Consider the following 22,125-nt stretch of genomic DNA (forward strand, 5'->3'; position numbering starts at 1 on the left):
TTAAAAGCAAAATTACAACAAAATAATGCTATGTTATTTTAAGTAATTTGTTATATCTTTTCACAGTTTAACTAATTTCAAACACTAATGCTTTACTAATCCGAACACGAAAACGTAATAGTTTAACAAAAAATATTATGCACGCATAGTATATTATTCAAATTATTATTTTAAATTTGTAAAAGAAATTAAGAAATAAAAACATACAACCATGAAAATATTAGTTTGCATCAGCCACGTTCCTGATACTACTTCGAAAATTAATTTCGTCAATGGCGACTCAGAATTCGATACCAACGGCGTTCAATACGTAATTAATCCAAATGATGAATTCGGGTTAACACGTGCAATTTGGTTCCAAGAAAAACAAGGAGCAACAGTTACTGTTATCAATGTTGGTGGTCCAGAAACCGAACCTACTTTGAGAAAAGCACTTGCTATAGGTGCTAATGAAGCGATTCGTATCAACGCTAATCCAACTGACGGATTTTTTGTTGCCAAGCAATTAGCCGAAGTAATTAAAACAGGAGGTTATGACTTAATCATTGCTGGTAAAGAATCATTAGACTATAACGGTGGAATGGTTCCTGGTATGATTGCAGGAATCCTAGGATACAACTTCCTTAATTCTTGTACTGATATTACAGTTGATGGTACAAATGTAACTGCTGTACGTGAAATTGACGGTGGAAAAGAAACCGTTACTACTACTTTACCATTAATCATTGGTGGTCAAAAAGGACTAGTTGAAGAAAAAGATTTACGTATTCCTAATATGAGAGGAATCATGACAGCAAGAACAAAAGCGCTTGCAGTTGTAGAGCCTACAGATGTTGCTGCGACAACTAAAGCAGTGAAGTTTGAAAAACCAGCAGCTAAGTCGGCAGTAAAATTAGTTTCTGCAGATAATTTAGATGAGTTAATCAACTTATTACACAACGAAGCCAAAGTAATCTAGAAATCAGTGTACAGTATTCAGTGTACAGTGACAAACTTTACACCTGGAACTTTAAACTTTAAACAAATAAATCATGTCAATATTAATATATGCAGAATCAGCAGAAGGAAAATTCAAAAAAGTAGCTTTTGAATTGGCTTCATATGCAAAAAAAGTAGCTGAAACATTAGGAACAACAGTAACAGCCCTTACAATTAATGCCGGAGACGTATCCGAACTTGCTAAATACGGAGTAGACAAAGTATTAAAAGTAAGCAATGACAAATTAAACGGTTTTACAGCTAAGGCTTATGCCGATGCTATTAAACAAGCTGCACAAAAAGAAGCTTCAAAGGTAATTTTACTTTCGTCAACGACAGATAGTATTTACTTATCATCACTTGTTGCAGTTGGACTAGACGCTGGTTACGCTTCAAATGTTGTTGGACTTCCTGTAAGCACAGCGCCTTTTCAAGTAAAAAGAAATGCTTTTTCAAACAAAGCTTTTAACATTACTGAAATAACTACAGATGTAAAAGTATTAGGACTTGCTAAAAACTCGTACGGTATTTTTGAAACACCATCTACACTAACCGAAGAAGACTTTGCGCCATCTATAAGTGATGCCGATTTTGGAGTAAAAGTAGCATCAGTAGAAAAAGTATCTGGAAAAGTATCTATTGCAGACGCAGACATTGTAGTATCTGCAGGACGTGGATTAAAAGGACCAGAAAACTGGGGAATGGTAGAAGAACTAGCAACAGTTCTTGGAGCTGCAACCGCTTGTTCAAAACCAGTATCCGATTTAGGATGGAGACCTCATAGCGAACACGTAGGACAAACAGGAAAACCTGTTGCTACTAACTTGTATATCGCAATAGGAATTTCTGGAGCAATCCAGCACATTGCAGGAATTAGCTCTTCTAAGGTTAAAGTTGTGATCAACAGCGACCCTGAAGCACCTTTCTTTAAAGTAGCTGATTACGGAATAGTAGGAGATGCGTTTGAAATCGTACCTCAATTAATAGAAAAACTAAAAGCATTCAAAGCGCACCAATCATAATAGCACTTTAATCTTTAATAAATAAGCTGCCTGACACAAGATAATTGTATCTTTGTAATCAGGCAGTTTTTTTGTGTCCTATTTTTTTAGTAAAATTGCACTGTAATTAAAATCAATTCCCAATCACTAAATAAGTACGAAGTACTAATCATTTCAGCAATTATGAGCTTAGTAAAATTATCCATTAAAGGAATTTCATACAGCCAAACACAAAATGGAGCTTACGCTTTAATTTTGAACGAAGTTGACGGCGAAAGAAAACTACCCATTGTAATAGGGGCTTTCGAAGCGCAATCAATAGCAATTGCACTAGAAAAAGAAATAAAACCACCCCGTCCTTTAACACACGATCTATTTAAAAACTTTGCAGAACGATTTGATATTGTTGTAAAACAAGTCATCATTCATAAGCTAGTAGATGGTGTTTTTTATTCAAGTATTATCTGCGAAAGAGATAAAATTGAAGAGATTATTGACGCTAGAACATCCGATGCAATTGCATTGGCGCTTCGTTTTAATGCACCAATATTTACCTATAAAAACATTCTTGACAAAGCCGGAATTCATTTAAAAACCAATCAGCAAGATACTGATCAAGACTCTCAAGATATTGACGACATACTTTCTAATCCAGAAACTTTTGGCAACGAAGATGACAATCAACAATCTAGTAGAACCTATATCAAACATAGCTTACAAGAATTAACCGAATTACTAGAGCAAGCGGTAGAACAAGAAGACTATGAGAAAGCTGCAAATATAAGAGACGAAATTTCGAAAAGAGAATCGTAACATTCATTGCAATCAATTATCTAGAAATAGCACCGATTAACCCTTATTTAAAATGAAACAGTATTTAGACTTAGTGCAACATGTAATGGAAAATGGTTGCCAAAAAGGAGACCGAACTGGAACAGGAACAAAAAGTGTTTTTGGACACCAAATGCGTTTTGATCTAAGCGAAGGATTCCCAATGGTTACTACCAAAAAGCTACACTTAAAGTCGATCATTTATGAACTATTATGGTTCCTAAAAGGAGACACTAACATTAAATACTTACAAGATAACGGCGTAAAAATTTGGGATGCGTGGGCAGATGACAACGGCGACTTGGGTCCGGTCTATGGTCACCAATGGCGCAACTGGAATAGTGAAGAGATTGACCAAATTAAAGATCTAATCACGGAGCTAAAAACCAATCCTAACAGCAGAAGAATGATTGTTTCGGCCTGGAACCCTTCTGTATTGCCTGATACCACAAAATCATTTGAAGAAAACGTAGCCAACAATAAAGCTGCACTACCTCCTTGTCATGCCTTCTTTCAATTTTATGTATCGAATGGTAAACTTTCGTGCCAATTGTACCAACGTAGCGCCGATATTTTTCTAGGAGTTCCATTTAACATAGCGTCCTACGCATTACTAACAATGATGATTGCACAAGTATGCGATCTTGAAGCAGGAGAATTCATCCACACTTTTGGTGACGCGCACATTTACAACAACCACTTTGAACAATTAGAATTACAACTGTCACGTGAACCAAAACCACTACCAAAAATGATCTTAAATCCAGCGATTAAAGACCTATTTGAATTTGATTTTAACGATTTCACACTGGAAGGTTACGATCCTCATCCATTGATCAAAGGAAGTGTTGCTGTATAAAAAAAATGTTTCAGAAGCCTAAACCTCTAAAACACTATTTTCTGCTCCTGCAAATTCATTCCATTTGAAAGAATCCGCTTCGGGCTCATTTACAAACGCACCGTCAATTACATATTTAAACTCATAAGCTGCGTCTTTATCCACACTAAAAACACCCTTAAAAGTCCCGTTTTTTAATTTACTTAAAGCACCTTCCTCTGGATTCCAATTATTAAAATCACCAACAACAGCTGCTTGACTAGCATCCTTGGCCGCTACAGAAAAAGTAACTTTACACACTGGTTTTGATTTTACAAATTGCTTCTTGATAGACATAACTATTTCATTTTTAATATTATGTAACAAAGTAAACAAATTCAAATGAACTTATAACCATTCAAATCAAGTTTTAAGACTATACCTTAAACTATGTTAAATTATAAATGAATTATCATTTTTTCAAACTTTAATTTTTATATAAAAAACAGAAAACGTTTTCTTAATAAATATTATCAAAGCGGAATAGTGTCTTTAGATTTTAAATTTTATCTTTAACAACTAAATTTAAACTTATGGAAAGAGAACAACACGAACTATATGAATATGCCCGTAGAAGATTAAAACAAAAAAAGAGGCTGTATTTTCATTTTGTTGTTTTATTCTTGGCAAGTTTATTTCTGTTTATAGCCACCAAAATATTCGAATTAGGCATTAGTACCACTTGGTATATATGGATTATCACCATTTGGTTTTTCCTATTTCTATTGCACTTTATAAAAGTATTTATCACAGATCGTTTTATGAACAAAAACTGGGAACGAGATCAAATAAACAGATTAGTTACTTTACAGCAAAAGAAAATTGAAGAGCTAACCGCCCAAATAAAAGAAGACAAACCCTAAATAGCACTATAAAATGATCACAATGATTGCGGCAGCTGCAGAAAACAATGCCTTAGGAAAAGACAATGAACTCGTGTGGCACTTGCCAAATGATTTTAAAAGATTTAAAGCACTCACATCTGGACACTATATTATTATGGGTCGAAAAACATTTGAAAGCTTCCCTAAACCTTTACCAAATAGAACGCACGTAGTTATAAGTAGACAAAAAGATTATGCTCCAGAAGGTTGCATTGTAGTAAGTAGTATGGAAAAAGCAATTGCTATTTGCCCCAAGGACCAGACGACTTTTATTATTGGTGGTGGTCAAATATATGAACTAGGATTGGCATATGCAGACACTATAGAACTCACTCTCGTTCATCACAGCTTTGAAGCCGATGCTTTTTTTCCGGAAATAGATCGCAACAACTGGGAATTAACAACTAGTGAATTTCACAACAAAGACGAAAAACACCAATACGATTACACCTATCAAACTTTTACTAAAAAATAAAAACACCCCAATTGGGGTGTTTCCTTTTTAATCAATGATTGGGATAAACGATTCACTCTTGAAACAATATCTGATAAGATAATAAAAAAATTACAAAAGTTAATAATACCCCCGAAACGAGGATAATAACATTTGATGTTTTTTGAGAGTACATCTCAAAAAAGCCCTTAATACCAAATACCACGAAGGTACTAAAGACAAAGAAAATTAAAATTTCCAAAAACAAATTTAATCCTAAGAACGTATTTTGCGCTGTAAACATATCGCTATTCCTAAGAACGGCACCATCAAAAAAGCTAACAAGAACAAGTGAAATGACCAACGCAAAAAGCAACCACTTGATTTGAATCATAAATCCCATTTTAATCATTGATAAAATCTATATTTTAATTCTTGGTAAAATTCGACATTAAAAACGGCGCACACAATACCCACTTTTAGTGATATTTCAATTATTTTTTACTGCAAAGCAAAGAGACCTATTAGACAATCGTTAAATCTTTGCCTTAATACATATTTATTCTTACTATTTAAGAAACTAGATTCCAGTTCAATTTAGATTGTATTATATTTGTCAAAAATTAAAAATGTCAAAAAACATAACTCCATATAAAGATTCCGATTTAGGCAAAAAAGAACAAGTAGCTCAAATGTTTGATACTATCTCAGGAAATTACGACAACTTAAATCGCGTGATTTCTTTTGGAATAGATGTCAAATGGCGTAAAAAAGTACTTGCAATCGTCAACCAATCTCAGCCCGAAGTTATTCTAGATATCGCAACTGGAACCGGTGACCTGGCTATTTTAATGGCACAAACAAAAGCTAATAAAATTATTGGTTTAGACATTTCGGCTGGAATGCTTGAAGTAGGAGTTAAAAAAATAGCCGACAAAAAACTTTCAAATAGAATCGAAATGGTTTTGGGAGATTCAGAAAACATGCCTTTTGACGATAATTATTTTGATGCAATAACCGTAGCATTTGGGGTAAGAAATTTTGAAACACTTGAAAAAGGACTATCCGAGATATTACGTGTATTAAAACCTAACGGCGTATTTGTCATCTTAGAAACTTCGGTTCCAGACAAGACTCCCTACAAACAAGGATATAATTTTTACAGTAAAAACATACTACCATTAATAGGAAAACTATTTTCAAAGGATGATGTTGCTTATGGATATTTATCAGAATCTGCTGCTTCTTTCCCATATGGAGAAGCTTTAAACAATATTTTAAGAAAAACTGGGTTTATAGATGTGAAGGCCATGCCGCAAACATTTGGAGTAGCTACAATTTACTCTGCATCTAAAAAATAATACGTTAGTTATTCGAATACTATGAAAAAAGTTGTCCTCATTATATTTCTTGCTTTATCCTTTCAGGGCAATTCGCAGTTTAGAAAAAGTATGTTTAGCAAAGATCCCATAATCAATCTAGAAAATTTTCAAAAATCTAGAGTGTATTACGGTTTTTACTTGGGTTTAAATAATTTTGATTTTAAGATAGACTACAAGACGGATACTCCAGATATATTAGTGAAACGAGCTACCGGTTTCAACGTAGGAATCGTAGCCGATCTAAAACTACAAGAATACATAAGCTTGCGATTTGAGCCTGGTTTATATGTTTCAAAAAGAGAAATGTATTTCCCTGGTTTCAGCACAGATCTAGATCGAAAACGAGAGATAGCAAGTACTTACATCCATTTTCCGTTCTTAGTAAAATTCTCGTCATTGCGTACAGGAAACATCCGTCCTTACCTAGTAGGTGGTCTTGCAACAACCTTAAACCTATCTAGTAATGCAAAATTAAAAGACGATAACGCCGAGCAAAAATTTAGAGTAAAAGCCTGGAACGCAAGCTATGAAGTAGGTTTTGGTGTCGATATATTTTCGGAATATTTCATCTTCTCTCCTTCGGTGCGCGGCTCTTTTGGAATTAATGACGAGTTGATCCGAGACAAAGACCCTAATAGCCCATGGACCAGTAATATTGAATCATTAAAAAGTAGAGCTATTTTAATTAATTTTACTTTTCATTAAAAAAAATCACGCTATCTTTTCACTACAAAGACCTTCGGAATTCACTAAGAATGACACCAGTTGCTGTAGCCACATTTAAACTCTCCGTTTCTTTAAGTGCTCCAAAACGAGGAATTGCCAATCTGTTTTTAACCTGTTTTTCTAGTACCTCAGAAATACCATTAGCCTCATTACCCATTATAATAATTCCTTCTTGGGGCAAACTAGTTTTGTACACATTTGCGCCATCCATAAAAGTTCCATAAATAGGCAAAGTTGCCTCTTTTATATAGACATTCAAATCCAAATAACTCACATTAACTCTTGTAATAGAACCCATCGTTGCCTGGACCACTTTAGGATTATAAATATCAACAGTTTCCTTCGAACAAACAATTTGATTCACCCCAAACCAATCGCACAAACGCATAATAGTCCCCATATTTCCAGGGTCACGAATACTGTCTAGCGCTATGATCAAACCTGTATTTTCAACCTTTCTTTCGGCTGGGATTTTAAAAACTCCTAAACAAGTATTAGGTGTAGCCAATGCACTAATCTTCTTCAAATCATTCTCATGAATCAGTGTTTTTCGGGCAATACTTACCTCGTCAAAATCATTTTGAGTTGTATATAAGTGTTCTAACTCAAACTTAGATTTAAGCAATTCTTGAATTACTTTTACGCCTTCGGCAAAGAATAATTGATTGACTATTCGATACTTTTTTTGCTGTAAACTAGTTATAAGTTTTATTTGGTTTTTACTAACCATAAAAATATGTACTTTTGAATTAAATAATGACAGAACACTTGAAACAAATTTCTACAAAAATAACAGCATTTATTCTAATTGCAATATTTTTAATTGCCTGCAATGCCGAAAAAAGAGTTCCTGAAGGAAAAAAACTGCTTACTAAAAATAAAATTATAGTAAATGGCAAATCCATCACGGATGAAAACGTCTTTACACAACTGTATCAAAAATCCAACAGCACCTTGTTAGGGTACAGATTGCGATTGAACTTATACAATTTAGCCAATTTAAACCCAGACTCTACTTATCAAGCAAAATTCACGAATCATCCAGGTAAATACGAACGAAAGTCAAAATGGCTATCAGCTAAGCAAGTTGACCGTTTAGGACAATCATTTTGGTACAAAGGAATCCATGAATTCTTAAAAAAAACAGGTGAACCGCCCGTAATTATTGACAGCACGAAGACCTTAAAAACATTACAACGTTTAAAATACTATTACTTTAACAACGGCTATTTTAATATACAAGCTTCCTCTACTCTAGACTCCATCAAACCGAAAAGAGGAGCAATCAATTATACCATCACGACCGGACCAGCTTACTTATTAGACTCTATAAAAACAACCATTTCCACACCTGCTCTAGATTCTTTGTACACAACAAATCAAGTAAACACCTTATTAAAAAAAGGCCAGCAATACAAAACAATCGATTTTGACGAAGAAAAAAATCGCATCACCACGCATTTTAGAAACAATGGCGTGTATTACTTTCAACCTACCTATGTTACATTTGATATTGACACTATCAACAAAGTAAACCAAGCAGCAGTAAACTTAATTATCAACGATTACTCCTACCAAGACAAAGATTCAACAAAAACCGCACCTTTTAAAATATACAAAATAAGTGATGTTAATATTTTTACTGATTATGCACCCAACACTAATCATCAAAAAATCACCGACAGCATCACCTATAAAAACTTCAATCTTTATAGCCGTAACAAACTTAAGTACAAACCACAAGCAATAACTGACGGTATTTTCATAACAAAAGGATCCCTTTTTGCCGATAGTAAAACCGTACTAACAACACGCTACTTAAACAATTTAAAGATTTTTACCTATCCAAGTATTCAATATGAAGTAGATAAAAGAGACAGCACAAATACTTCATTGATCGCCAAAGTCTATCTGACTCCTAGAAAAAAATATAGTTTTGGAGCTTCCTTTGATGTCACACACTCCAACATTCAAGACATCGGAATTGCATTTAGTCCGCAATTAACAATTAGAAATGTATTTAATGGCGCCGAAACATTGTCTATTTCAGGACGTGGAAACATTGGCTCCTCTAAAGATTTAGCCAATCCGAACAATCAATTTTTTAATGTATCCGAATATGGAGTCGACCTAAAACTGAACTTCCCTAGGATACTGATGCCTTTTTCGACCGAAAAAATAATCCCAAAAAGTATGATTCCATCTACTTTAATGGCCGTGGGTTTTGCTAGACAAACCAACATTGGTTTAGACAAGGAAAACTTTACAGGATCTTTTAGCTACAACTGGACCCCTAAAAAAAATAACACTGCCCGTTTTGATCTATTCAACGCACAGTTTGTAAGAAACTTAAACAAGAAAAACTACTTCAATGTATACAGCTCTTCCTATGATGCGCTCAACACTATTGGAAAAACCTACAATACAAACGACACTTACTTCAATAATCTTACTGACAAAGATTTAATTATTGAGACAGGGACAAAAGGATTTACATCTGACGTGTTGAACGACCTTACAGCATTAACGTCTACAGATACCGACTATAAATCTGTAAAAAGCATCGAAGAACGTAGAGTTAGACTAACCGAAAACGACTTTATTTTAGCCACTAGCTTTAGCTTTAGCAAAACAACCAAAACTGACTTACAAGACAATACTTTTTATTTGTTTCGAACAAAAATCGAATCGGCAGGGTCTTTATTATCGTTAGTTTCGAATGCTGCAAAGCTTCCTAAAAATGCCGACGGCAACTACGAACTTTTCAATTTAGAATACTCAGAATACATAAAAACCGAATTTGATTACATCAAACACTGGGATTTAACCAAGGAAAAAGTGTTGGCAGTACGTACCTTTTTTGGTATTGCCATCCCTTTTGGCAACTCAGACAACGTTCCCTTTTCCCGAAGTTATTTCTCTGGAGGATCGAATGACAATAGGGCTTGGCAAGCCTACAGCCTAGGGCCAGGAAGCAGTGGAGCAACCAACGATTTTAACGAAGCGAACATGAAAATCTCCTTAAGTGGTGAATTTCGATTTAAAATTTTAGGAGACTTAAAAGGGGCTTTATTTGCAGATGCCGGAAACATCTGGAATGTGTATGACAATGTTACAGATGAAGCTTCCGTTTTTTCCGGCTTTAAAAGCCTAAAAGACCTTGCGTTAGGATCCGGATTTGGATTAAGATACGATTTAAGCTTCTTTGTTATCCGTTTTGATTTTGGTTTTAAAACCTATAATCCCGCCAATGAATCGGGTAAAAAATGGTTCCAAGAGTACAATTTTGCGAACACTGTTTTAAATTTTGGAATAAATTACCCGTTCTAATGCTAATTAATTCTTATTTTTGCTGTCTTAAACTAAAAACTAAAAAAACAACTAAAACAAATTAACAATGGCACATAACATCAAACCGGGAGTCGCTACAGGAGATCAAGTACAAGAAATTTTCAATTATGCAAAAGAAAAAGGATTTGCTTTACCTGCAGTGAATGTTACTGGTTCAAACACGATAAATGGCGTTCTTGAGACTGCAGCCAAATTAAATGCTCCAGTAATTATCCAATTTTCAAATGGAGGAGCTCAGTTTAATGCTGGAAAAGGACTTTCTAATGCCGAAGAGAAATCAGCTATCGCTGGTGGAATCGCTGGAGCATTACACATTCATACAATGGCCGAAGCATACGGAGCTACAGTAATTTTACATACGGATCACTGTGCCAAAAAACTTTTGCCTTGGATCGATGGATTATTAGATGCATCAGAAAAACATTTTGCTGCAACTGGAAAACCATTATTTAGTTCGCATATGATTGACTTATCAGAAGAGCCAATCGAAGAAAACATCGAAATTTGCAAAGGATACTTAGCTAGAATGAGCAAAATGGGAATGACATTAGAAATCGAACTTGGAATTACAGGTGGTGAAGAAGATGGTGTTGACAACTCTGATGTGGATAGCTCTAAATTATACACTCAACCAGAAGAGGTTGCTTATGCTTACGAAGAACTAATGAAAGTAAGCCCTAAGTTTACAATTGCTGCTGCTTTTGGAAACGTACACGGTGTTTACAAACCAGGAAACGTAAAATTAACTCCGAAAATCTTAAAAAATTCTCAAGATTTCGTTCAAAACAAATTCAACACAGGACACAATCCAGTTGATTTCGTATTCCACGGTGGATCAGGATCTACTCTAGAAGAAATTAGAGAAGGAATTAGCTACGGTGTAATAAAAATGAATATTGATACTGACTTGCAATTTGCATTTACAGAGGGTATCCGTGACTATATGGTTAAAAATCTAGAGTACTTAAAAACTCAAATTGGAAACCCTGATGGCGCTGATGTACCAAATAAAAAATACTACGATCCAAGAAAATGGTTGCGTGAAAGTGAAGTTACTTTCAATGCCAGACTGGAACAAGCGTTTGCTGACTTAAATAATGTGAATACACTATAATTAAAAGTTTTAAGTTTAAGGTTTCAAGTTAAAAACTTGAAACTTGAAACCTTAAACAAATAAAAAAGAAATTTATGGCTTGGTTTAAAAGAAAAGAAAAAGGAATTACTACTGCTACCGAAGACAAAATGGATGTCCCTAAAGGACTTTGGTATAAATCTCCAACAGGAAAAATTATTGATGCCGATGAGCTAGAACGCAATTTATTTGTAAGTCCTGAGGATGGTTTTCATGTTAGAATAGGTAGTGCTACTTATTTCGAAATCTTATTTGACAACAATGAGTTTGTTGAACTAGACAAAAACTTAACTTCAAAAGATCCTTTGCATTTTGTTGATACAAAAAAATATGCAGATCGATTAAAAGACGTTATGGAAAAAACCAAACTAAAAGACGCTGTACGTACAGGAGTTGGAAAATCAAAAGGTAAAGACATTGTTATTTGCTGTATGGATTTTGCTTTTATTGGTGGATCTATGGGTGCAGTAGTAGGAGAGAAAATTGCTAGAGGAATTGATCACGCGATCAAAAAGAAACTACCATTTGTAATGATCTCAAAATCAGGTGGAGCAAGAATGATGGAAGCCGCTTATTCTTTAATGCAATTAGCTAAAACATCTGTAAAACTAGCACAATTATCCGAGGCTAAACTACCGTATATCTCATTATGCACAGACCCTACAACAGGAGGAACAACCGCATCTTACGCCATGCTTGGAGATATTAACATTGGTGAGCCTGGAGCCTTAATTGGATTTGCAGGACCACGAGTAGTAAAAGACACGACAGGAAAAGATTTACCAGAAGGTTTTCAAACCGCTGAGTTCTTACTAGAGCACGGCTTCCTAGACTTTATAACGGCTAGAAAAGAATTGAAAGACAAAATCAACTTGTATATCGATTTAATTCAAAACAATCCTATTCGATAGTTTTGAAACTTTTAAAGACAAAAAAATTCCCATCTCTACAAGGTGGGAATTTTTTTTATACCGCTACGCTACTTTCTACTTTTACATTCCCGTTCGAATTGCCTCTACCGGATCTAATTTTGAAGCTGTGATCGCTGGCAATATGCCCGAAATCAAACCGATTAACGCCGCCAATCCAGTTCCTAAGAACACATTTCCCATGCTCAATACAAATTCAAAATCAAGAGCCTGTGTTAATATAATTGAAATAATCCACACTAGAACCAAACCAATAATACCCCCAATTACCGACAGAATTACTGCCTCAAATAAGAATTGGAATAAGATAAATCTATTTTTAGCCCCTAATGATTTTTGAATACCAATCAAGTTCGTACGTTCTTTTACCGAAACAAACATAATATTAGCGATTCCAAAACCACCCACCAGCAACGAAAACCCACTAATAATCCAACCTACAACATTCATTTGCCCTATAATTCCATCAATAAGATCTGTAAATCCAGACAATACATTAATAAAAAAATTATCAATTTCACCCGCTTTCACTCCTCTAATACTTCGTAATTTATAAGTCACTTCAGCTTTGTAGGCATCCATATCTACACCTTTGTTTGGTTTTAATAAAATCACCGGCGTCATTGTATCATTATTATCACCGTACAATCTTCTTAAAAAATTGACAGGTAAGAAAACAGAAGTATCATTACTATCTCCAAAAACACCTGCACCTTGTTTTTTTAATACACCAATCACAGTGAAACGTTGTCCATACAAACGAATATTCTTTCCTAAAGCATTAGTACTCCCAAAAAGACCTTCGGCTATCTCATAACCCAATACAATCACCGCAGTACCAGAATTAGATTCAGACTCGTTATAAAAACGCCCTTGCTCAAATTCCAGACCTTGTATATCAATAAACTCGCTAGAAACCGGCACCACGTTTACATCGCTCACCAGCTTTGACTCATATTTTATAGATTCCCTTTTGACAAATAATTGATACGCTACTTGATCAGTATTCGTTAACGACCCTTTCAAATAAGTATATTCATCAAATTTAACATTAGGGAACTGCTCTCTTTTCCATTGCGGTATCTCAGACGGACCAAAAGAGAAACGCATTAAATAAATCGTGTTTTTATCTAAGCTACTTAAATCTTTGGTTATTTTTCGATCTAAAGAATCAACAGCTGCCAAAACCGCGATAATCGACAATATACCGATAGTCACACCAAGCAAAGACAAAAGCGTTCTTAACTTATTGTTTGTTAACGCATTGATCGCAAAACCAAAACTCTCTTTTAATAATCGTAGATAAACTAGCATAATGGTATATTTTCTATTAAAGTAAAATTCTATAAATTAAATTCAAAAACCTAATGAAATGAATATTCGTTCAAATTACAGCTAACACATTTAGTGTTTTGCACAAAAAAGTCATTATTTTCCAAATAATCTCATTTTCAAATAGTCCAATTTTCACATTAAAAAACTATTTTTGCACTTTATAACTATAACTACACATGAACACAACAAAAACAATTCAATCTGCATTAATTTCTGTCTTTTCAAAAGAAGGCCTTGAACCAATTGTAAGACTATTAAATAGTCAAAATGTTACACTTTATTCAACAGGAGGAACAGAAGATTTTATTAAAAACCTAGGAATCCCTGTAGTTCCAGTAGAAGACGTTACTTCATACCCATCAATTTTAGGAGGAAGAGTTAAAACTTTACATCCAAAAGTTTTTGGAGGAATCTTGAATCGTCAAGACAATGAAAGTGATGTACAACAAATGGAAGAATTTAATATTCCGCAAATTGACTTAGTAATTGTTGATTTATACCCTTTTGAAAAAACAGTAGCATCAGGAGCAACTGAAGCTGATATTATCGAAAAAATTGATATTGGTGGAATTTCATTAATTCGTGCTGCTGCAAAAAATTTCAAAGACACTGTAATCGTCGCTTCTGTTGATGACTATGGCACATTTTTGGATTTAATTACAAAACAAAACGGAGCAACTACATTAGCAGACCGAAAATTATTTGCATCAAAAGCATTTCATACATCATCCCATTACGATACTGCCATATTTAACTATTTCAATGCAGATGAAACAATCTACAAAGAAAGCATTTCAAACGGTCAAGTATTGCGCTATGGCGAAAATCCACATCAAAAAGGATTCTTCTTTGGCGATTTTGAAGCGATGTTCAATAAAGTACACGGAAAAGAATTATCATACAACAACTTACTTGATGTAGATGCAGCCGTAAACTTAATCAACGAATTTAAAACTGACGGACCTACATTTGCCATTTTAAAACACAACAATGCTTGTGGCTTAGCTTCTAGAAACACAATTAGCGAGGCTTACAACGCTGCTTTGGCTTGTGATCCTACATCAGCATTTGGAGGGGTTTTAATTTCGAATACAACAATTGATGTAGCAACCGCAACCGAAATCAACAAACTATTTTGTGAAGTGGTTATCGCACCCGCTTACGATACAGCTGCCTTAGCTATTTTACAAGAAAAGAAAAACCGTATCATATTAATTCAAAACGAAGTAAGCTTACCAGCGAAACAAGTAAGAACTTGTTTGAATGGACTGTTAATTCAAGAAAGAAATAATATTACAGACAATAAAGAAGCTCTAAAAACCGTTACACTTACAAGTCCAACAGAGCAAGAAATTCAAGATTTAATTTTCGCATCAAAAGTATGTAAGAATACTAAATCGAATACTATTGTTTTTGCAAAAAACGGAACTCTTATCTCATCAGGTACTGGACAAACTTCAAGAGTAGACGCACTAGTACAAGCTATAGAAAAAGCTAAAAACTTTGGATTTGATCTAAACGGAGCTTCAATGGCAAGCGACGCCTTCTTCCCATTTCCTGATTGTGTTGAGATTGCAAAAAATGCAGGAATCACAGCCGTGATACAACCTGGAGGATCAATTAAAGACGAATTAAGCATTAACTATTGCAATGAAAATAAAGTTGCAATGGTATTTACAGGAACACGCCATTTTAAACATTAATTTGTATAACTTTGTGTGCTCGTAATTTTTTAACTTTTAAACCCCTGACAAACTTATGGGATTTTTTGATTTCATGACTGAGGATATCGCGATAGACCTTGGAACCGCAAATACTTTGATCATACATAATGATAAAGTAGTAATTGACAGCCCTTCAATTGTTGCCAGAGATAGAATTTCTGGGAAGATAATTGCTGTTGGTAAAGAAGCCAACTTGATGCAGGGAAAAACACATGAAAACATTAAGACCATAAGGCCTTTAAAGGATGGTGTAATAGCCGACTTTGATGCTTCTGAGAAAATGATTAGTATGTTTATTAAAAGCATACCAGCATTAAAAAAGAGAATGTTTACTCCTGCTTTGCGTATGGTAGTATGTATTCCTTCTGGAATTACCGAAGTTGAAATGCGTGCCGTTAAAGAATCTTGTGAAAGAGTAAACGGAAAAGAAGTATACTTGATACACGAACCAATGGCAGCTGCTATCGGTATTGGTATTGACATCATGCAACCAAAAGGAAACATGATTGTAGATATCGGTGGTGGAACTACAGAGATTGCTGTGATTGCATTAGGCGGAATTGTTTGTGACAAATCGGTTAAGATTGCCGGTGACGTTTTTACAAATGACATCGTATATTACATGCGTACACAACACAATCTTTTTGTAGGAGAAAGTACTGCCGAAAAAATAAAAATTCAAATTGGTGCTGCGATCGAAGATTTAGAATCTGCTCCAGAAGACATGTCTGTTCAAGGTAGAGATTTATTGACCGGAAAACCAAAACAAGTTGAAGTTTCTTATAGAGAAATTGCTAAAGCATTAGACAAATCAATTCAAAGAATTGAAGATGCTGTAATGGAAACATTATCACAGACTCCTCCTGAATTAGCAGCAGATATCTACAACACTGGAATCTACCTTGCAGGTGGAGGATCTATGTTAAGAGGTCTTGACAAAAGAATTTCGCAAAAAACAGACTTACCTGTTTACATTGCCGAAGATCCTTTACGTGCAGTAGTACGCGGTACAGGAATGGCTCTTAAAAACATCACTAAGTTTAAAAGCATCCTAATAAAATAAGACTATTCTAGATGAATTATTTCATTAAACTCTAAAAATCATTTTAAAGTTTAATGAAATAACAAGTCTGAAACACTATAATTAATCGAGAAATGCAGCAAATATTTAATTTTATATTCAAAAACAGTAATAGACTACTGTTTTTGCTGTTATTAAGCATTTCGTTTTTCCTTACGATACAATCACACTCATTCCACAAAAGCAAAGTCATAACTTCGGCTAATTTTGTTAGTGGCGGGGTTTACGAACAAATCAATGAAGTAAGGGAATATTTTAATTTACAATCACAAAATGAAGCTTTAGCACTTGAAAACGCTCGTTTGAAAAGCATTTTATTCAAAACAGTAGATTCAACTTCGATCTTAAAATTTAAAAACCTTAAGAACACACTTCCAGATGATATTGTAGTTTCTAAAGTCATTCATAATTCCTACAACGTTCACGAAAATTTCCTAACCTTAAACTCGGGTTCACTTCAAGGTATCAAACCAGACATGGGAGTGGTAAACAATCTAGGAATAGTAGGAATCATAGACAACACATCGCCTAATTATTCTACGGTAATTAGCATCCTGAATGTAAAATCGCAAATCAATGCCAAAATCAAGAAATCAAACCACTTTGGTTCTTTAATTTGGAATGGTAAAAGCACTGGATTTGTACAATTGATAGATGTACCGCGATTAGCAGCCATTAGAAAAGGAGACACCATTGTTACGGGAGGACAATCTGTAATTTTCCCCGAAAACATCAACATTGGTACAATTGACAAAATTGAAATAGACGATCAAACCCACTATTACACCATTAACGTGAAGTTGTTCAACGACATGACTAACCTAGGACATGTTTACATCATCAAAAGCAAAAATAGAGAAGAACTAATTAATCTAGAAAAAACAACGAAAGATGAATAGCACCTTGTTAGTCAACATTTCTCGATTTATTTTGTTATTAAGCGTTCAAATCCTTATATTTAACAGTATGAGTTTTCTGGGGTTTATCCTTCCATTGCCTTATATTTTATTCATAATTCTATACCCTGTTAACGGTAACAAATCAGGTCTTCTTGCGGCAAGTTTTTTACTTGGCCTTACGATGGACTTCTTTTTGAACTCTGGCGGAATACATGCCACAGCCTGCATTGTTTTAGCATTCATGAGACCTCTACTGTTCAAATTTTCTTTTGGAGTCAGTTATGAATATCAAACCATAAAAATAAACGATGCTTTAACCCCTGAGCGATTTTCACTTATATTACTCTCAGTTGTCATCCATCATTCGACCATGTTTTTACTAGAAGCTTTTCAAGTTAGCTTTTTTTGGGACATTTTAATCCGATCTTTATTAAGTTCCGTATTTACCATTATTAGTTGTATTATTATCATTTACCTTATTAAGCCAAACAAACGATGAGAAAATTATTGCTGCCTTCTTTAATTATTGTTGCAGCATTATTGCTAGTGATCCGTATATTTTATTTGCAAGTAATCAATGATACTTTCAAACTAAAATCGGAAAACAACGCCATTAAAATAAAATACGATTACCCAGAACGTGGATACATCTACGACAGATACGGTAAATTGCTGGTTGCCAATCAAGCGTCATATGACATCATGGTTATTCCAAGAGAACTAAAAAACATAGACACACTAGAATTTTGCCAACTACTTAAAATTACTAAAGAGGATTTTATCAAAAAAATTGCTAAAGCAAAGGTATACAGCCCTCGCTTGCCCTCTGTGTTTTTACCACAATTGAACAAAAGTGAATTTGCTGCCTTTCAAGAAAAGATAAGAAAATTTGAAGGTTTCTATTTTCAAAAGCGTTCCTTACGCGACTATGAAGTAGATTTTGGAGCTAATATTTTTGGCTTTATCACACAAGTCAACGACAAATTAATAGCCAAAAACCCTTACTACAACAGCGGAGACTTAATAGGAAAACAAGGTGTTGAGGAAAGCTATGAAAGCGTATTACGTGGTATAAAAGGAGTGAAATACTTCCAAAAAGACAAGTACAACCGCGAAATAGGATCTTACAAAGACGGGAAATACGATACAATAGCTGTACAAGGAGAAGACATCAACCTAACATTAGATGCTGAACTTCAAAAATACGGAGAACAATTAATGATCAATAAAAGAGGTGGAATTGTTGCCATAGAACCTAGAACGGGAGAAATTCTAGCGTTAGTAACCGCACCGTCTTATGACCCATCTATATTAGTAGGAAGACAGCGTTCTACAAACTATACTTTGTTGTACCGCGATTCTATCGCAAAACCACTATACGATAGAGGCTTGCTTGCCGAATATCCCCCTGGTTCACCATTTAAAATTTTAACTGGATTAATAGGACTTCAAGAAGGTGTTGTAGACGAACAAACAACTTTTATGTGTCATCATGGTTTTAGTTACGCAAGAGGTCGATTTATGAAGTGTCACGGTTTTGGCCCACACAACCTCCACAACGGTATTTACAATTCCTGTAACACCTACTTTGCCAACGTTTACATGCGTACGATTAACAAATATGCAAAACCAGCTTATGCTGTAGATGTATGGAGCAAACACGTAAAAAGCTTTGGTTTAGGAGATTTCATGGGATACGATTTACCAACGGGAAAAAGAGGGAATATTCCCGATTCTAAAACATACAAAAAAATATATCCAAACGGCGGATGGAGAAGTACAACCATTGTATCTAACTCAATCGGTCAAGGAGAAGTTTTAATGACACCTATACAACTTGCTAACATGATGGCTACAGTAGCGAATGAAGGATATTACTACACTCCTCACATCATTAAGAAAATTAAAGGAACCAATATTGATCCAAAGTTCACAGAAAAACACCAAACAACTATTGATAAAAAGTTTTTCAAACCAATGATTAGCGGACTATTTGACGTTTACAATCTAGGAACCGCAAGAGGACTAGGAGTACCCGGAATTGACATTTGCGGAAAAACAGGAACTGCAGAGAACTTCGCCAAAATTAACGGAAAACGTGTAAAACTAGAGGATCACTCTATTTTTGTGGCTTTTGCACCAAAAGACAATCCAAAAATAGCCATCGCCATTTTAGTTGAAAACGGAGGCTATGGTAACGCAATCGCGGGGCCTATTGCCAGTTTAATGATTGAAAAATATTTGCGCAAAAAGATTACCAGAACCGACCTAGAGAAAAAAATCTTAGAACGAAGTTTAAGAGATCGCTACGCCAAACTTGGAGGAATGAAAGATGCAAACGCAATTGAAACTAGTCCGAAAAAAGACACTGTCAAAAGCAAAGTAATAGAAACAGCTCCACCGGTAGCCAACCTAACAATAGAAAACTAACAAGAGATTCGTTTCAAATGAAAAACCAAAGCATAAAGAAAAATCTGGATTGGACCTGTGTCATCATCTATAGCGTCTTAGTGATCATGGGATGGTTAAACATCTACTCGTCATCATTATCGTCTACAGAAGGTACCTATGAAAAGCAGCTTATTTTCATTTTATTGACAATCCCTTTGATCTTTATCATACTTGCTATTGATGGGAAATTTTATGAAAAATACGCCAGTATTATTTTTGGAGTAGCCTTACTCTCATTAGTAGGTCTATTTCTTTTTGGAAAAACGATTGCCGGACAACGCTGTTGGTATGCCATAGGTAGTTTCACTATACAACCATCTGAATTTGCCAAAGCCGCAACTTCATTAGCGTTAGCTAAATATTTAAGTGATTCCCAAATAAACCTAAAAGATGTCAACAGGCAAATACAAGCGCTAGCCATTGTATTTTTGCCCGTAATGCTAATTTTACCACAACCCGATCCAGGAAGCGCCCTTATTTACAGTGTTTTCATAATAGTTTTATATAGAGAAGGCTTACCTGCATGGTATGTTTGGACAGGATTCACAACCATTTTACTGTTTGTATTAACCTTAGTTTTAGAACCGCAATATGTAATTCTGATCGCTTTGTTAGTAATTGTATTAATACATATAAAATCTAGAATTGCCGACCGAAATATTGTACTAAGCAGCATATTGTTTGTCGTTATATCTGTATTTGTATTATCTGTAAACTACGTATTTGAAAACGTATTCAAACAGCATCATCGCGACCGCTTCAACATTTTACTTGGTAAAACAGTCGACTTAAAAGGAATTGGATATAATACAAATCAATCTGAGATAGCTATTGGATCTGGAGGATGGATCGGAAAAGGTTTCCTAGAAGGCACGCAAACCAAAGGAGGATTTGTACCAGAACAACATACAGATTACATCTTCACGACTGTAGGAGAAGAATGGGGATTTGCAGGATCTCTAGCGGTTATCGCCTTATTCGTAGGCCTGTTCTTGCGTGTCATTTACCTTGCCGAAAGACAAAAAACAATCTTTAGCCGCGTGTATGGCTATTGTGTAGCAGGTATTTTATTCACCCATTTCTTTGTAAACATAGCCATGGTTATTGGTATATTCCCAACTATCGGAGTACCCCTACCCTTCTTCTCGTATGGAGGATCAGGACTATGGGGATTCACCATACTACTTTTCATATTTTTAAAAATGGATGCCAACAAAGTCAACGAATGGTAGAGGTTACATTAATTAAAAACCCAAGATTTAATATCTTTTTGTTTTTCTAAAGTGGTTTCTAATTGATCTTCTAGCTGGGGAAAGAAATCTACACCCGTCATTTGCTCTAGGCTATCAACAGATACCACGTACGTATACAAAGGCTCATTACTTTTTTTATTAGGAATTAAAAAAGCAATCATTTTGTACTTACCATTGTATTCATCTAGTATTATTTTATAAAAATACTCTGGCACAACCACTTTCTCGGTACCGATAGATTTATAAGTTTTATTAAGCACGCCCCCTGTAACAACATAAACACCATCGTATCTAGAAGCCCAATAACGCACTTTTTGCTCCAATCGATTCCAAATACCACCATTAAAATCATGGTTTTGAGGTGAAATATTTGAGGTGAAAAAAGTATCAGTATACGCCTCTTTACTAAACTCCATATCAGCAGCAGGGCACAGATGGCCTTTGTCATATCCACTTTGTTTGTAATTGCGCCAATCAGCCGAACCTGTTTTAACCTTTGGATCAACATTAAAATAAGGACGTTTAAAATCGCTGTTTTTTACATACTCTTTCTTTAATTCATAAGCCAGCCACTCCGCTTGTTCTGCTTCTTCTTTATACGACAAGGTATAATAAGAATGTTTTACAATCTGACCAGTAGTAGATGAAGGCAAATAATCAAAATCAACCGCATTTGATCCTGTTTTATTCACATCCCTTCCAATTATTTGCTCTTGCCCATTTAACTGCTCCACAACTCCATTTACACCTTTATCATCCATCTTACAAGACAGACTTAAACCTATGATTATCAAAAGAACTGTTTTCAAAGTAATATTCTTCATTTTTTTCTATATTTTACTGTATCGTATCATTAAA

The 22,125-nt window shown here is 34.8% G+C and carries 21 protein-coding genes; 17 read left to right on the plus strand and 4 right to left on the minus strand.

Annotated features, from left to right (window positions below; all coding sequences use genetic code 11):
• Nucleotides 1-211: 211 nt before the first annotated feature.
• From H8R24_RS02835 to H8R24_RS02850, 4 genes are all read left to right on the plus strand, one after another.
• Complete coding sequence (locus H8R24_RS02835) at nucleotides 212-958, plus strand: electron transfer flavoprotein subunit beta/FixA family protein (RefSeq protein ID WP_187017065.1); 747 nt, start codon at nucleotides 212-214, stop codon at nucleotides 956-958.
• 73 nt (nucleotides 959-1,031) lie between these two features.
• A complete protein-coding gene (locus tag H8R24_RS02840; RefSeq protein WP_187017066.1) occupies nucleotides 1,032-2,000 on the plus strand; it encodes an electron transfer flavoprotein subunit alpha/FixB family protein in 969 nt (322 codons plus the stop codon).
• A gap of 162 nt (nucleotides 2,001-2,162) precedes the next feature.
• A complete protein-coding gene (locus H8R24_RS02845) occupies nucleotides 2,163-2,792 on the plus strand; it encodes a bifunctional nuclease family protein (protein ID WP_187017067.1) in 630 nt (209 codons plus the stop codon).
• A gap of 52 nt (nucleotides 2,793-2,844) precedes the next feature.
• Nucleotides 2,845-3,669, plus strand: a complete 825-nt coding sequence (locus tag H8R24_RS02850) for a thymidylate synthase (RefSeq protein ID WP_187017068.1) — start codon at nucleotides 2,845-2,847, stop codon at nucleotides 3,667-3,669.
• An 18-nt stretch (nucleotides 3,670-3,687) separates the two neighbouring features.
• Here H8R24_RS02850 and H8R24_RS02855 read toward each other — a convergent pair whose 3' ends face one another.
• Nucleotides 3,688-3,984, minus strand: coding sequence for an isoamylase early set domain-containing protein (locus H8R24_RS02855; RefSeq protein WP_187017069.1), 297 nt, complete (start codon nucleotides 3,982-3,984; stop codon nucleotides 3,688-3,690).
• A gap of 236 nt (nucleotides 3,985-4,220) precedes the next feature.
• On the opposite strand from H8R24_RS02855, the gene H8R24_RS02860 reads away from it, so the two are divergent.
• The 4 genes from H8R24_RS02860 (at nucleotide 4,221) to porT (ending at nucleotide 7,091) form a co-directional block, all read left to right on the plus strand.
• Nucleotides 4,221-4,550 (plus strand): 2TM domain-containing protein, encoded by a 330-nt coding sequence (locus tag H8R24_RS02860; RefSeq protein WP_187017070.1) that lies wholly within the window; start codon nucleotides 4,221-4,223, stop codon nucleotides 4,548-4,550.
• Between the two features lie 13 nt (nucleotides 4,551-4,563).
• Complete coding sequence (locus H8R24_RS02865) at nucleotides 4,564-5,046, plus strand: dihydrofolate reductase (protein ID WP_187017071.1); 483 nt, start codon at nucleotides 4,564-4,566, stop codon at nucleotides 5,044-5,046.
• A gap of 587 nt (nucleotides 5,047-5,633) precedes the next feature.
• Nucleotides 5,634-6,365 (plus strand): bifunctional demethylmenaquinone methyltransferase/2-methoxy-6-polyprenyl-1,4-benzoquinol methylase UbiE, encoded by a 732-nt coding sequence (gene ubiE / locus H8R24_RS02870; RefSeq protein WP_187017072.1) that lies wholly within the window; start codon nucleotides 5,634-5,636, stop codon nucleotides 6,363-6,365.
• Nucleotides 6,366-6,386: 21 nt separating this feature from the next.
• Nucleotides 6,387-7,091, plus strand: coding sequence for a type IX secretion/gliding motility protein PorT/SprT (porT, locus tag H8R24_RS02875; protein WP_187017073.1), 705 nt, complete (start codon nucleotides 6,387-6,389; stop codon nucleotides 7,089-7,091).
• 22 nt (nucleotides 7,092-7,113) lie between these two features.
• On the opposite strand, the gene H8R24_RS02880 is transcribed toward porT, so the two are convergent.
• Complete coding sequence (locus H8R24_RS02880; protein WP_187017074.1) at nucleotides 7,114-7,842, minus strand: TrmH family RNA methyltransferase; 729 nt, start codon at nucleotides 7,840-7,842, stop codon at nucleotides 7,114-7,116.
• Nucleotides 7,843-7,880: 38 nt separating this feature from the next.
• Between H8R24_RS02880 and tamL the strand changes: the two genes are divergently transcribed.
• From tamL to accD, 3 genes are all read left to right on the plus strand, one after another.
• Nucleotides 7,881-10,442 (plus strand): translocation and assembly module lipoprotein TamL, encoded by a 2,562-nt coding sequence (gene tamL / locus H8R24_RS02885; RefSeq protein WP_187017187.1) that lies wholly within the window; start codon nucleotides 7,881-7,883, stop codon nucleotides 10,440-10,442.
• Nucleotides 10,443-10,509: 67 nt separating this feature from the next.
• Entirely contained in the window at nucleotides 10,510-11,577 is a 1,068-nt protein-coding gene (gene fbaA, locus H8R24_RS02890) for a class II fructose-bisphosphate aldolase (RefSeq protein ID WP_187017075.1), read from the plus strand.
• A gap of 74 nt (nucleotides 11,578-11,651) precedes the next feature.
• A complete protein-coding gene (gene accD / locus H8R24_RS02895; protein ID WP_187017076.1) occupies nucleotides 11,652-12,506 on the plus strand; it encodes an acetyl-CoA carboxylase, carboxyltransferase subunit beta in 855 nt (284 codons plus the stop codon).
• An 81-nt stretch (nucleotides 12,507-12,587) separates the two neighbouring features.
• Here accD and H8R24_RS02900 read toward each other — a convergent pair whose 3' ends face one another.
• Nucleotides 12,588-13,838 carry an ABC transporter permease gene (locus tag H8R24_RS02900; protein ID WP_187017077.1) on the minus strand — a complete coding sequence of 417 codons (1,251 nt, stop codon included), beginning with the start codon at nucleotides 13,836-13,838 and terminating at the stop codon, nucleotides 12,588-12,590.
• Nucleotides 13,839-14,035: 197 nt separating this feature from the next.
• On the opposite strand from H8R24_RS02900, the gene purH reads away from it, so the two are divergent.
• The 6 genes from purH to rodA all read left to right on the plus strand — a co-directional run bounded on the left by purH (nucleotide 14,036) and on the right by rodA (nucleotide 21,246).
• Nucleotides 14,036-15,562: a bifunctional phosphoribosylaminoimidazolecarboxamide formyltransferase/IMP cyclohydrolase gene (gene purH / locus H8R24_RS02905; RefSeq protein WP_187017078.1), complete on the plus strand. Its 1,527-nt coding sequence runs from the start codon at nucleotides 14,036-14,038 to the stop codon at nucleotides 15,560-15,562.
• Nucleotides 15,563-15,617: 55 nt separating this feature from the next.
• The gene (locus tag H8R24_RS02910; RefSeq protein WP_187017079.1) at nucleotides 15,618-16,646 is read left to right on the plus strand and encodes a rod shape-determining protein; all 1,029 of its coding nucleotides are present in this window, start codon (nucleotides 15,618-15,620) and stop codon (nucleotides 16,644-16,646) included.
• Between the two features lie 92 nt (nucleotides 16,647-16,738).
• Entirely contained in the window at nucleotides 16,739-17,563 is an 825-nt protein-coding gene (gene mreC, locus H8R24_RS02915; RefSeq protein WP_187017080.1) for a rod shape-determining protein MreC, read from the plus strand.
• A complete protein-coding gene (locus tag H8R24_RS18130; protein ID WP_225876759.1) occupies nucleotides 17,556-18,062 on the plus strand; it encodes a rod shape-determining protein MreD in 507 nt (168 codons plus the stop codon). Before mreC ends, H8R24_RS18130 begins: the two co-directional genes overlap by 8 nt.
• On the plus strand, nucleotides 18,059-19,993 hold the full coding sequence (mrdA, locus tag H8R24_RS02920; protein WP_187017081.1) for a penicillin-binding protein 2: 1,935 nt from the start codon (nucleotides 18,059-18,061) through the stop codon (nucleotides 19,991-19,993). The genes H8R24_RS18130 and mrdA overlap by 4 nt, the downstream gene beginning before the upstream one ends.
• Before the next feature lie 17 nt (nucleotides 19,994-20,010).
• On the plus strand, nucleotides 20,011-21,246 hold the full coding sequence (rodA, locus tag H8R24_RS02925) for a rod shape-determining protein RodA (protein ID WP_187017082.1): 1,236 nt from the start codon (nucleotides 20,011-20,013) through the stop codon (nucleotides 21,244-21,246).
• A gap of 8 nt (nucleotides 21,247-21,254) precedes the next feature.
• On the opposite strand, the gene H8R24_RS02930 is transcribed toward rodA, so the two are convergent.
• Nucleotides 21,255-22,091, minus strand: coding sequence for a DNA/RNA non-specific endonuclease (locus H8R24_RS02930; protein ID WP_187017083.1), 837 nt, complete (start codon nucleotides 22,089-22,091; stop codon nucleotides 21,255-21,257).
• Between the last annotated feature and the right edge of the window lie 34 nt (nucleotides 22,092-22,125).

The sequence above is a fragment of the Flavobacterium muglaense genome (genome assembly GCF_014305155.1).
Lineage (GTDB): Bacteria > Bacteroidota > Bacteroidia > Flavobacteriales > Flavobacteriaceae > Flavobacterium > Flavobacterium muglaense.